The 11,711-nt window shown below is 73.0% G+C and carries 15 protein-coding genes; 5 read left to right on the plus strand and 10 right to left on the minus strand.

The genetic code is table 11. From position 1 onward, the window contains the following. Positions 1–27: 27 nt before the first annotated feature. A complete protein-coding gene (locus tag ABZS69_RS03405) occupies positions 28–711 on the plus strand; it encodes a TetR/AcrR family transcriptional regulator (protein WP_355365715.1) in 684 nt (227 codons plus the stop codon). Between the two features lie 150 nt (positions 712–861). After that, the gene (locus tag ABZS69_RS03410; RefSeq protein ID WP_355365718.1) at positions 862–2,091 is read left to right on the plus strand and encodes a trypsin-like peptidase domain-containing protein; all 1,230 of its coding nucleotides are present in this window, start codon (positions 862–864) and stop codon (positions 2,089–2,091) included. Between the two features lie 23 nt (positions 2,092–2,114). Here ABZS69_RS03410 and ABZS69_RS03415 read toward each other — a convergent pair whose 3' ends face one another. Further along, the gene (locus tag ABZS69_RS03415) at positions 2,115–3,410 is read right to left on the minus strand and encodes an FAD-binding oxidoreductase (protein WP_355365721.1); all 1,296 of its coding nucleotides are present in this window, start codon (positions 3,408–3,410) and stop codon (positions 2,115–2,117) included. 129 nt (positions 3,411–3,539) lie between these two features. Here ABZS69_RS03415 and sigJ point away from each other — a divergent pair, with 129 nt between their 5' ends. Further along, complete coding sequence (gene sigJ / locus ABZS69_RS03420) at positions 3,540–4,430, plus strand: RNA polymerase sigma factor SigJ (protein WP_355366908.1); 891 nt, start codon at positions 3,540–3,542, stop codon at positions 4,428–4,430. A 21-nt stretch (positions 4,431–4,451) separates the two neighbouring features. On the opposite strand, the gene ABZS69_RS03425 is transcribed toward sigJ, so the two are convergent. From ABZS69_RS03425 to ABZS69_RS03445, 5 genes are all read right to left on the minus strand, one after another. Next, the gene (locus tag ABZS69_RS03425) at positions 4,452–5,204 is read right to left on the minus strand and encodes a GNAT family N-acetyltransferase (protein WP_355365724.1); all 753 of its coding nucleotides are present in this window, start codon (positions 5,202–5,204) and stop codon (positions 4,452–4,454) included. A gap of 44 nt (positions 5,205–5,248) precedes the next feature. Beyond that, the gene (locus ABZS69_RS03430; RefSeq protein WP_355365727.1) at positions 5,249–5,917 is read right to left on the minus strand and encodes a response regulator transcription factor; all 669 of its coding nucleotides are present in this window, start codon (positions 5,915–5,917) and stop codon (positions 5,249–5,251) included. Then, a complete protein-coding gene (locus ABZS69_RS03435; RefSeq protein WP_355365730.1) occupies positions 5,914–7,086 on the minus strand; it encodes a histidine kinase in 1,173 nt (390 codons plus the stop codon). Before ABZS69_RS03435 ends, ABZS69_RS03430 begins: the two co-directional genes overlap by 4 nt. A gap of 23 nt (positions 7,087–7,109) precedes the next feature. Beyond that, entirely contained in the window at positions 7,110–7,694 is a 585-nt protein-coding gene (locus tag ABZS69_RS03440; protein WP_355365733.1) for a hypothetical protein, read from the minus strand. A gap of 96 nt (positions 7,695–7,790) precedes the next feature. Beyond that, positions 7,791–7,970, minus strand: coding sequence for a hypothetical protein (locus ABZS69_RS03445; RefSeq protein WP_355365736.1), 180 nt, complete (start codon positions 7,968–7,970; stop codon positions 7,791–7,793). Between the two features lie 155 nt (positions 7,971–8,125). On the opposite strand from ABZS69_RS03445, the gene ABZS69_RS03450 reads away from it, so the two are divergent. Continuing rightward, complete coding sequence (locus tag ABZS69_RS03450) at positions 8,126–9,376, plus strand: sensor domain-containing protein (protein ID WP_355365739.1); 1,251 nt, start codon at positions 8,126–8,128, stop codon at positions 9,374–9,376. Further along, positions 9,364–10,014 (plus strand): response regulator transcription factor, encoded by a 651-nt coding sequence (locus ABZS69_RS03455; protein ID WP_355365742.1) that lies wholly within the window; start codon positions 9,364–9,366, stop codon positions 10,012–10,014. Before ABZS69_RS03450 ends, ABZS69_RS03455 begins: the two co-directional genes overlap by 13 nt. A 3-nt stretch (positions 10,015–10,017) precedes the next feature. Here ABZS69_RS03455 and ABZS69_RS03460 read toward each other — a convergent pair whose 3' ends face one another. The 4 genes from ABZS69_RS03460 to ABZS69_RS03475 are packed head-to-tail and all read right to left on the minus strand — an operon-like array spanning position 10,018 to position 11,708. Beyond that, positions 10,018–10,266, minus strand: coding sequence for a hypothetical protein (locus ABZS69_RS03460; protein WP_355365745.1), 249 nt, complete (start codon positions 10,264–10,266; stop codon positions 10,018–10,020). A gap of 14 nt (positions 10,267–10,280) precedes the next feature. Beyond that, positions 10,281–10,646: a hypothetical protein gene (locus tag ABZS69_RS03465; RefSeq protein WP_355365748.1), complete on the minus strand. Its 366-nt coding sequence runs from the start codon at positions 10,644–10,646 to the stop codon at positions 10,281–10,283. Positions 10,647–10,649: 3 nt separating this feature from the next. Then, complete coding sequence (locus tag ABZS69_RS03470; protein WP_355365751.1) at positions 10,650–11,234, minus strand: hypothetical protein; 585 nt, start codon at positions 11,232–11,234, stop codon at positions 10,650–10,652. A 15-nt stretch (positions 11,235–11,249) separates the two neighbouring features. Beyond that, positions 11,250–11,708, minus strand: a complete 459-nt coding sequence (locus tag ABZS69_RS03475) for an Hsp20/alpha crystallin family protein (protein WP_355365754.1) — start codon at positions 11,706–11,708, stop codon at positions 11,250–11,252. Between the last annotated feature and the right edge of the window lie 3 nt (positions 11,709–11,711).

The raw sequence follows: 11,711 nt of genomic DNA on the forward strand, positions 1-11,711 counted from the left end.
GTTCAAGGAGCTGGCTAGCATGTTCCCGTGCGAGACTCGGCTGTCCAGCGGCGCAGGCGTCCCGAATCACGTAAGGGCAGGCCCACCCTGACCAGGGAGCGCATCGCCCGGGCCGCCCTGCGGATCCTCGGCGCGTCCGGCCCGGCCGAGCTGACCATGCGCAACGTCGCCGCCGAGCTGGAGGTCTCGCCGCGCGCCCTGTACAACTACGTCGCCGACCGCGACGACCTGCTGCGCGAGGTCATGGCCGTCTGCCAGGCCGACCGGCCGCACCCGCGCCTCGACCCGGCGCGCTGGCAGGAGAGCCTGGGCCGCTACTGCAGGGAGCTGCGGGGCTGGTACCGCTCGCACCGGGGCATGCTGGCCCTGGCCCACACCGAGGACCTCACCTACCTGGTGGCCCCCGGCCATCTGCGTGCCGACGACGCGCTCGTGGGCTTCTTCCTGGACATCGGGCTGGCGCCGCAGGATGCGTACCGGGCCTGGACGATCACCGTGCTCCAGGTCGCCGGGTTCGCCGAGGTGTGGGACTCCTGGCACGACCACCCGCCCGCCGGCGCCGACCCGGCGAGCTGGACGGGGCCGCCGGCGTCGGCGGAGCTGCCGCACCTGCGGCGGCTGGCCGGCGAGGCCGCGGCGGAGCCGCCCGACGAGCTGTTCGAGTCCGTGATCGCCATGCTGACATCGGGCATCGCGGCGATGGCCGCCTAGATTTTTCCGCCTGTCCCGGCCGCTGCCGGGACGTCGCTGCCTGCGGCGATAAGGCCCGTGTCAGGGCCCGCCCGACGCGGGTATCTTGGGCTTAAGCAGGACTTACCCGCCGTTCGCCACGCTTGTGTCATCGGGACTCTAGGAGATGACATGGACGCGAACACCCCTCGCGAGGACAGCACCGGCGGCTGGAGCCAGTTCGGTGTCACGCCGCCCACCGCCGGGGGCTTCACCCGGCCGGGGCCGGTGCTGCCGCCGCCTCCGCCGCCGCGGCGTGCCGGGTTCGTGCTCACGCGCAAGACGATCGCCGGGCTCGCGCTGGCGGCGTTCACCGCGCTGACGGTGGCCGCGCTCGGGGGCGGCGCCGTCGGTGCTTACGTCGCCGCCGGCGCGCAGCCGACCCCGACCGTCACCAAGACCGTGGCGAGCCCGGTCTTCCGCGCGGCCTCCGGCCAGCTCACGGTGGCCCAGGTGGCGGAGAAGGTGCAGCCGTCGGTCGTGATGATCCAGGGGCAGTCCGCCGAGGGCTCCGGCGTGGTGCTGTCGGAGGACGGGCTGATCCTCACCAACAACCACGTGGTGAGCGGGCAGGGCAGGCAGCTGACGGTGAAGTTCAGCGACGGCAAGACGGCCAAGGCCACCGTGGTCGGCACCGACCCGGCCACCGACCTGGCCGTCATCCGGGCCGAGGGCGTGTCGGGGCTGGCCAAGGTCACGCTGGGCGACAGCGACCAGCTCAAGGTGGGTGACGACGTGCTGGCCATCGGCAGCCCGCTCGGCCTGGACGGGACGGTGACGTCGGGCATCATCAGCGCGCTCGACCGTACCGTGACCGCCGGGAACGGCGGCCAGGGCGGCCAGCAGCTCCCGCCGGGCTGGGGCGGCGGGCAGGAGCAGGCTCAGGAGAGCGAGCCGACCACGCTCGGCGGCATGATCCAGACGGACGCGGCGATCAACCCCGGCAACTCGGGCGGCGCCCTGGTGAACGCGGCCGGCGAGCTGGTCGGCATCAACAGCGCGGTCGCCGCCGACGGCGTCAACCTCGGCTTCGCGATCCCCGTGAACACCGCCAAGCAGGTCTCCGAGCAGCTCATCAGCAAGGGCAAGGTGACCCACGCCTTCCTCGGGGTGAGCGTCACCGACGCCACCGGGGACGTGCCCGGCGCGCTGGTCCGCCAGGTGAGCGCCGGCAGCCCGGCCGCGAAGGCCGGGCTGAAGCAGGGGGACCTGATCACCAAGATCGGTGACACGGTGGTCTCCGGCGGCGACACGGTGGTGGGCCAGGTCCGCGGGTTCAAGGTGGGCCAGCAGGTGCCGGTCACGTACCAGCGGGACGGCAAGACCGACACCGTGACCGTGGCCATGGAGGAGAAGAAGTAGCCCGCCCCGCGCGAACTTCCCGGTCAGGCACCGACCGGGAAGTTCGCGCGGAAGACGCCCCGCGGGTCGCGGGCGCGCTTGATCTCGCGCAGCCGGGCCAGCGTCCCCTCGTCGAAGGCGTCCGCCGCCCGCTCCCCCGCGGTCAGGAACGTGTACGGCTTGCGCCCGCTGACGCGCAGCTCCCCGACCAGCCCCGCCCGCCTGGCCGCCACCGCGTCCTTGAGGTGCGGCAGGCCGAGACCGACCAGATAGACCATGTACGGCTCCGCGACCGCGCCCCGGGCACCGCCGCCGGGCCGCTCCCGGGCCAGCGCGCCGCCCAGGTGCCGCAACTGGAGGCTGAGCAGCGGCGCGAGCGGCGCGTCGAGCAGCACCGACTCGTCCAGCTCCGTCAGCAGCTCGGCGCGGGCCATGGCCGGAGCGGGATCGGTCGGCTCGGCGGTGATGTCGGCCAGGTTCGCGACCGGCAGCGCGGCCCGCTTGTCCACGATCGCCCCGTCGATCTTGTCCAGGGCGGCCAGCAGCGCTCCGCCTTCGGCGGCGTCACCCAGGTAGGCGGCGTCCACGGCCACCATGGGCGGCGCGTCGGGGAGCTGGACCCGGTGGAACCAGACCGACAGCTCGTCCGGCGCGGCCTCGGTGATCCGCCGGTACGCGTCGAACACCTCCGCCGCCCGCGTGCCCGGCCACATCACCCGCCCGCCGTACAGCTCGGGCGCAGGATGCAGGTCGAACTCCACGGCGGTCACCAGCGCGAAGTCGCCTCCGCCGCCCCGCAGGGCCCAGAACAGGTCCGGGTCGGAGCCGGCGGTCACCCGCGACCGGTCGCCGTCGGCGTCCACGACGTCGAAGGCGCGCACGGAGTCCGAAGCCCAGCCATATTTCCTGCCGAACCAGGACAACCCGCCGCCCAGCGTGTAGCCGACCACGCTGATGGCCGGCATGCTGCCGGCCAGCCCGGTCAGGCCGTGCGGCCCGGCCGCCTGGAGCACCTGGCCCCACCGGGCGCCCGCGCCCACCCTGGCCACGCGCTGCCCCGGGTCCACGTCCACGCCGTTCAGACGGCCCGTACGCAGCAGGATCACGCCGTCGGTGTCGCCGGAGGCGCCGTGGCCGTTGGGCTGGGCCGCCACCGTGAGTCCGGCCTTGCGGGCGTACCGAACCAGTGCCGCCACGTCGTCGGCGTCCTCGGCCGTGACCACGGCGGCCACCGGCTGGGCGATCGTCAGGTTCCACGCCTTGGCGGCCGCGTCGAACTCCCCGTCTCCCGGCAGCAGCACCTCGCCCTGCACGGCGTTCCGCAGCTCATTCAGTGTCATGACTTCTCCCGTTTCTGAGACTTCGGGGGCTATGACGAAGCGGGAGAGGGGAAGGTGACCGCGGACTCCGGTCACCTTTGGCGGGTCCATCTCGTCAAGTAGGCAAAAGCCCTGATGGAGGATGTGACCGTGGACGCCGACGACTTTCTTGCCAACCGGTTCGAGGAGCACCGCACCCATCTCAAGGCGGTGGCCTACCGGATGCTGGGCTCCCTCGCCGAGGCCGACGACGCCGTCCAGGAGTCGTGGTTGCGGCTCAGCCGGACGGACTCGGCTGAGATCGACAATCTGGGGGGCTGGCTCACCACGGTCGTCGGCCGGGTCTGCCTGGACATACTCCGCACGCGTACGTCACGGCGCGAGGCCCCGCTGGAGCAGCGGCTGCCCGACCCGGTCGTGAGCCGCGAGGACGGGGGCGACCCGGAGCAGCAGGCGCTGATCGCCGACTCGGTCGGGCTGGCGCTGCTCGTGGTGCTGGAGTCGCTCAGCCCCGCGGAGCGGCTGGCGTTCGTGCTGCACGACATGTTCGCGGTGCCGTTCGAGCAGATCGCGCCGATCGTGGACCGCACTCCCGCGACGGCCAAGAAGCTCGCGAGCCGGGCGCGGCAGCGCGTACGGGGGACGGTCCCGCCGCCCGACCCCGATCTGGGCCGGCAGCGCCAGGTCGTGGACGCCTTCCTGGCCGCCTCGCGCGGCGGCGACTTCGAGGCGCTGCTCGGCATCCTCGACCCGGACGTGGTGATGCGCGTGGACGCGGGCGCCGTGGCCGCGGGCGGGATGTGGACGATTAACGGCGCGGCGGCCGTGGCGAGTCAGGCGGCGAACTTCCGGCGGTTCAGCACCACGTACACGGTGGAGCCGGTGCTGGTCAACGGGGCCGTCGGGCTCGTCAGCAGGGAGAACGGCCAGCCGCGGTCGGTGCTCAGCTTCACCGTCGCCGACGGCAGGATCGTCGCGGTGGAGATCCTCACCGACCCGGAGCGCCTCGCCCGGCTCAGCCTGAGCGCGCCGGGTGAGTGAGCACGAAGGACTGCACCGGCCTCAGCGGAGGGAGATGTAGAGGGCCTCGCCGACCTTGCGGTAGCCGACGCGGGCGTAGACCCGCGCGGCGCCGTCGTCGGCCGGAGTGAGGAACGGGGTCGTGACCCCGGCGGCCGCGCCCTCGCGGGTCAGCAGCGCCGTGACCGCGCCCGCGATGCCGCGCCGCCGGTGCGAGGGCAGCACCGCGATGCCCGCGACCTCGGCGACCCCCTGGTGCGGGCGGCCGAGCTGCCCGGCGCCGACGGCCTCCTCACCGTCGAAGGCGGCGGCGATCAGGCCGCCGCCGTCGAGGACCCGCCGGAACCGGGCGAGGTCGTGCTCGGTGGGCTCCGGCGCGTCGAACGCCGCGTTCATCACCCGCGCGACCTGCCAGAGGTCGGGCTCCTCGGTCACGAGCGCGACCCGTACGTCCACGGGCCGGCCGACCACCTCGCCCGCCGGGCACACCAGCAGCGGATAGCGCCCCTCCTGGGTGAACCCGGCCGCGAGCAGGGCGTCCTCGACCTTCGGCGACACCTGCGGCACGTATTCGAACCGGGGCGTCCTGGCCCGCTCGCGGAACGCCTCGACCAGCGCGGCGACCTCGTCGGCGGTGGGCGCGGCGCCGTCGTCGGGAACGGCGTAGTTGAACGGGAGCGCGTCGTCGTTGTCGTCGAACTTGATCACGAACGGCCCGGACCTGACCGCCCGCTCCCCTGCCATCGACCTGATATAGGCGTGCACATGAGCGCCCAGCAAATCCGTCCCCCTCATCGCGGAATGTTCGGCGCACACGTTATCGCGACGGGCGGCGCGGCCTAATCTCCCGCCCCCGGGACGGTCAGGCCGCTCTCGTAGGCGGCGATCACCGCCTGCACCCGGTCGCGTAGCCCCAGCTTGGTCAGCACGTTGCTGACGTGCGTCTTCACGGTGTGCTCGCTGACCACCATGGCCTGGGCGATCTCCGCGTTGGACAGGCCGCGGGCGATCATGCGCAGCGTCTCCCGCTCGCGTGCCGTCAGGGCAGCCAGCCGCTCCGAGGACGGCGCGGCCGGCCGGGCGGCCGTCCTGGTTGTGAACTCGGCGATCAGCTTCGTGGTGACCGACGGCGCGAGCAGCGACTCGCCGGCCGCCACCACCCGTACGGCGTGGATGAGGTCGTCGCGGCGGACGTCCTTGAGCAGGAACCCGCTCGCCCCGGCGCGCAGCGCGTCGTAGATGTAGTCGTCCAGGTCGAACGTGGTCAGCATCAGGACGCGGCAGCCGCTCTCCGCGCACACGATCCTGGCGGCCTCGATGCCGTCCATGACCGGCATGCGGATGTCGAGCAGGAGCAGGTCGGGACGATGCGCGCGGACGGCCGCGACGGCCTGTTCGCCGTCTCCCGCCTCGGCGACGACGTCGATGTCCGGCTGGGCGTCGAGGATCATGCTGAACCCCGCGCGCACCAGCTCCTGGTCGTCGGCGACCACCACGCGCACGCTCATGCCGCCACCGCCCGGCCGGCCAGCGGGAGCCGTACGAGGACGCGGAAGCCAGGACCGTCGGCGCGCCGGCCGAAGTCGGCGCTGCCGCCGCAGGCCGCGGCCCGCTCGCGGATGCCGATCAGACCGTTGCCCCCCGAGGGGAGCGAGGTGCCGGAGCCGCGGCCGTCGTCGGCGATTTCGATCATGAGGGTGTCGTCCTGCCAGGTGAGTCTGATGTCGGCACGAGTCGCGCCCGCGTGCTTGACGATGTTGGTGAGGGCCTCCTGGGTGATCCGGTAGGCGGCGACCTCCGTGTCGGGGGTCAGCGGCCCCGGCTCGCCGGAGGCCGAGTATGTCACGTCCAGGCCCGTGGCCCTGACCTGCTCGGCCAGGGTGGCGAGCGCGGCGATCGTGGGCTGCGGCGCCCGCGGGCCCTCTTCCTCCTTGAGCACGCTCAGCATGCGGCGGAGCTGGACCATGGCGTCGCGGCCCGCGGCGGCGATCGCGTCGAAGACGGCCTCCGCCCTGGCCGGGTCGCTCCTGACCACCACCGGTCCGGCCTCGGCCTGGACGACCATGAGGCTGACCGCGTGGGCCAGGATGTCGTGCATGTCGCGGGCGATCCTGGCCCGCTCGCGTTCGGCGGCCCGCTCGGCCTCGGCCTGGCGCTCGCGGGCCAGCCGGACGGCGCGTTCCTCCAGCGCGGCGGCGTGGGCGCGGGAGGCGGCGGCGGCCCGGCCGATGGCGTAGGCGGCGGCGAAGAGCACGATGCCGCGCATCGCGGTCTCGGACGAGCCGACGGTGAGCAGCCCGCCGGCCATCGTGAGGACCAGCATGATCAGGCGGGGCCACCTGGAGGAGCAGGCGGACACGGTGTAGAGCGCGATGAGCGAGCCGTACCAGACGGGCTGCGCGGCCACCTCGTCGACGACGTCGTAGAGGGCGGTCGCGGTGAGGGTGACCAGCAGGACGGTCATCGGCGCGCGGCGCCGCCAGATCAGCGGCACCGAGGCGGCGACCACGACCACGTACCCCCACCAGTGCCAGGGCCCGCCGTGCGGGCTCTCACGGGAGAGCAACGGCCACAGCTGCGCGACCAGCACCAGCAGCGCGAGCGCCGCGTCCAGCCAGATCGGCGGCAGCGAGCTCGACCACCGGCGCACTCCGGCGAAAAACCGTATATCGGACACGGCTTCCCATCTTGCCTCGTGCGTCATACGAGCGCGGCAGTGGGCCTGGACGCGGCGGGGACCTGGCGCGCGAGCGGGACGAACGAGACCAGCAGGCACAGGGCGCCGAGCGGGATGAGGTCCTTCTCGATAAACGGCAGGACGAGGTCGGCCAGGACCAGCACGGGCGCCCAGGCCTTGACCCGGCGCAGCACCGCGAGCTGCACGACGAGGGCGAGCTGGCCCGCGAAGAAGAGGAGGGGGACGATGTCGTAGACCACGAGCGAGACGCCGGGGACGCTCTTGACCTGGTCGAACAGCACGCCCATCGCGTCGTGGTCGGCGGACATGAACCCGACCACGATGTCGATGCCGAACTGGCCGAGCAGCGCCATGACGCCGACGGTCCCGGCCGCCGCGCTCGTGGTGGCCAGGGCGTTCCCGCCGGCCATCCGCCGCATCTGCCAGAAGATGGGGACGTACAGGACGAGTGCCGCCATGAAGGCGAGATGGCCGGTAGTCCACGCGATCCCGGGTCCTCGGCTGCCGTCGAGGCCGTCGAGGATCCGGATCACGCCGTAGGCGAGCACGAGCAGGGGCGCGGCGATGAAAGCTGTACGGGAGTTCATGGGGAAATCCTCGGCTTCGAGGGGGTTGTCGGGCATCGCCGGTGAGGGCGATTCCGCGGCTCCCTCTCAGGAGCGAGGACGGGTCCGTCGCACCGGTCAGCTGCGCCGCTGCGCGTAGTGCTGCTGGACCAGCGCGGCCGCGCAGGCCAGCGTGGCCAGGCCGAACCCGATGCCGACGAACATGTTGAGGTCGGAGGTCGAGGTGACCATGTTGCAGACCGCGAAGATCGCCAGCAGCAGCCACAGCACGGGACGGGGGATACGGATGGGGGCCATGATGTGCTCCTCACAAGATCGGGTGACACTCCTAGACGCTACGGATCGCCGCCCGCGACGGGCGATCCCGCCAGTGAGACAGCCGAGGTACAGCAGGCTGTACTGTTCGCCCGGGTATGCCTCCTGTGCCATATGAGATGCCCTATGGTCTGAGGATGCCGACTCCCGACGTAAGGCTCGTACGCCGGTGGGATCTCGTGGCACGGGCCCGTGTCACCCTCGACGCCCTCGAACACATCGTCGGCGGGGTCGGCACCACGATCCTGGCGAGCCTGGCCGTGTTGGGCCTGGTCCTCACCGCGCTGGCCTGTCTCGTCGGCGTGGGCCTGTACCTGGTGCCCGGCGCCCTGCGCATCCTGCGCATCGTCGCCGACCGGGAGCGGGGGCGGCTCTCCCGCTGGGGTCCTGACGTCGTCCTCAGCCCCGACCCGGTCCCCTCCGGGTTACGCGCCGCGATCACGAACCCGGCGAGCCGGCGCGAGGCGTGCTGGGCGCTGCTCCACATGTTCTTCGGGCTGCTGGTCGGGGCGGTCGGCATGACGCTGCCGCTCAACGCGGTGCGCGACCTCACGTTCCCGCTGTGGTGGCGGCTGCTGCCGGACGGGGCGGGCGTGGACCTCTGGGTGGTGAACGACTTCCCGAGCGCCCTCGCGGTCAGCGCGCTGAGCGTGGGCTGGATCGTGCTGACCCTGGCCCTCGTCCCCGGCCTGGCGCGCCTGCAGGCGTGGCCGGGACGGCGGCTGCTGGCCGCCGACCCCAGCACGGACCTGGCGCTGCGGGTCGCGCAGCTCACCGCGACCCGCGCGGAGGCGCTCGACGCGCACGCCGCGGAGCTGCGGCGGATCGAGCGGTCTCTGCACGACGGCACGCAGAACCGGCTCGTCGCCGTCAACGTCATGCTCGGCGCGGCCCGCCGCGCGCTGGCCCGCGACCCGGCCACCGCCGACGCCATGCTCGAACGCGCGCAGGACGCCGCCGAGCAGGCACTGGCCGAGCTCCGCGCGGTCTCGCGCAGCATCCTGCCCCCGGTGCTGACGGACCGGAGCCTCTCCGACGCGCTGACCGGCCTGGCCGCCGGCTGCCCCGTCCCCTGCCGGATCGACGTCGACATGCCCGGCAGGTGCGCCGCGTCCGTCGAGGCCACGGCCTACTTCGTGGTGGCCGAGGCGCTCACCAACGTCGCCAAGTACAGCCAGGCGCGGCACGCGATCGTCACGATCCGGCGGCACGACGACCGGCTGGACCTCCAGATCACCGACGACGGCCGCGGCGGCGCGGACGAGCGGCGCGGGTCGGGGCTGGCCGGGATCCGCCGCCGCGCCGAGGCCCTCGACGGAACCTTCGCGCTGACCAGCCCAGAAGGCGGACCTACCACCATGAATGTGAGCCTCCCATGCGGATTGTGATCGCCGAGGACGACCCGCTGCTGCGCGAGGGCCTCGCGCTGCTGCTGCGGGCGGAGGGGCTGGACGTCGTGGCCACCGCCCCCGACCCGGACGGCTTCCTGACCGCGATCGACGCCCACGAGCCGGACGTCGCCATCGTGGACGTGCGGATGCCGCCGACCCACACCGACGAGGGGATCGTCGCGGCCGTCGAGGCCAGGCGGCGCCGGCCGGAGCTGGCCGTGCTCGTGCTGTCGGCGTACGTGGAGCAGGCCTTCGCCACCGACCTGCTCACCCACGGCAGCGCCCGGCTCGGCTACATGCTCAAGGAGCGGGTCGGGCGGGTGGAGGAGTTCATGGGCGCGCTGCACCGCGTCGCCGACGGGGGCACGGCCATCGACCCGGAGGTCGTCGCGCAGCTGCTGGCCCGCACCAGGCCCGACAGCCGGCTCGACCGGCTCAGCCCGCGCGAGCGCGACGTGCTGGCCCTGATGGCCGAGGGCCTGGGCAACGGCGCCATCGCCGAGCGGCTCTTCGTCACCGACGGCGCCGTGCACAAGCACATCCGCAGCATCTTCTCCAAGCTCGACCTGGCGCCGACCGACCGGACCGACCGCCGCGTGGCGGCCGTCCTGCACTACCTGGAGAACGGGAAATAGGGACTAGGCGCCCAGGTCACGGGCGATGTTGTCCAGCCTGGTCGCCAGCTCCTCCAGGGCCTCCTCGGTCAGGGGGCCCTCCGGCACCCGGCTCGCGATCTCGTCGCGGCGCACGATGACCAGCCGCTTGTGCGCGTCGTCCACCTCATCGGCCGGCAGGACCACGCAGTCACCCTGGACGAACACCAGCGTGGCGTCGGGTTGCTCCGACTGCAGCAGCCGGCGAACGCATTCACGATCGATGAGAGCCATCTCAGCTCCTCTCCTCATCCGAACGTCGGAGGGCCGCCGTCGGCGTGTGAGCGCCGGACGCTGAACGTCACCAGATACACGGCGGCCCCCAGTGCCACGATGGCGGGCGGGACGGCGAGCAGCGGCTGCCCGGCCAGCAGGGCCAGCACGGTCAGGACCACCCCCGCCAGCAGCCCGAGCGCGCCCGCCAGCAGGCGCACGCCGAGCCAGCTCGACGGCGGCGGCGACTGCGGCCACTCTCCGTGGCCGCCTCCGTGCACGTCGGGCACACCGGTGTCGCTCACCACGCCGGAGGAGGTGATCTCCTCGGGCGGCGGCGGCTCGCGCAGCACGGGGGCGAAGAACTCGTCCTCGGGATCCTCGTCGCGCCTGTTCATCATGGATCACCTCGCCGGATCGGCTTTCTCCAGCTCGTGCAGGAACGGGTTGACCACCGCGTTCAGCTCGGCCAGGAGGGCTTCGAGGGACGCCTGGGCGTCGTCGAGGTTCGGCAGGCCCGCGGCCCGCGCGTGGGTGGGCGTGGGCAGGCGGTCGACCGGCAGGGGCACGCGCAGCTCCAGCGTGCTCAGCGCGGTCGGCCGCTCGTACGGCGGCGGCACGTACGTGGGCTCCTGGCGCTGCCAGCCCGACCAGCCCGCCGGGAGCGGGACCGGGGGCGGGGCGGCCAGCTCCACCACCGCCAGCAGGCCCGGCGCCTCCTCCGGGCGGTGGCAGGTCGCGTCCAGCACCCGCGGGTGGCGGCGCACGTAGGCGTGCTCCGCCACCGGGCGCGTGGCCACCTCCCACGCGCCCAGCGCGAAGTGCAGCGGGTCCAGGGTGACGCCGCCCGCGGCCGGTTCGCCGTCCAGGGCTTCGAAGGCATGCCGCCATCTGCGCAGTTCCTCGCCGTAGCGTTCCTGCGCGCTGCCCGGCTCCGCGGCCTCGCGCCCTCGCGCGGCGCCGATCCAGAACGCCTGCGTGCCGGCCATGCGCCTCCCCCGGTGTCAGCCCTTGATCTCGATGCGGCGGGCGCGGCCTTTCTCGGTCTTGGGAACGCGGACGGTCAGGATGCCGTCCGACAGCTCGCCGCCGATGTGCTCGGTGTCGGCGTCGGTCGGCAGGATCGTCCGGTAGACGAACCGCCCGGTGCGCCGCCGCAGCATGTTGCCCTTCTCCTCCTCGTTGATCTCCCCGGACACGCACAGCTCGCTGTCGTTGACCTCGACGCTGATGTCCTCCCGCTTCAGGCCGGGAAGCTCCGCCCGCACGATGTAGGCGTCCGGCGTCTCCTCGGTCTCCGCCACCGGCCGCCAGGCGGCCACGTCGGTCTCCGCGCCCTGCTCGAAGAGCCGCCCCATCTGGTCCCACAGCTGCTGGAACTCGGTGAAGGGATCCCACGACCGCCTCTGCCATGGAACACCCGCCTGCATCGCTCCGCGATTGCGCCTAATCGGCAAAGCCACTGC

It is taken from the genome of Nonomuraea sp. NPDC005650 (genome assembly GCF_040605375.1).
Taxonomy (GTDB): Bacteria; Actinomycetota; Actinomycetes; order Streptosporangiales; family Streptosporangiaceae; genus Nonomuraea.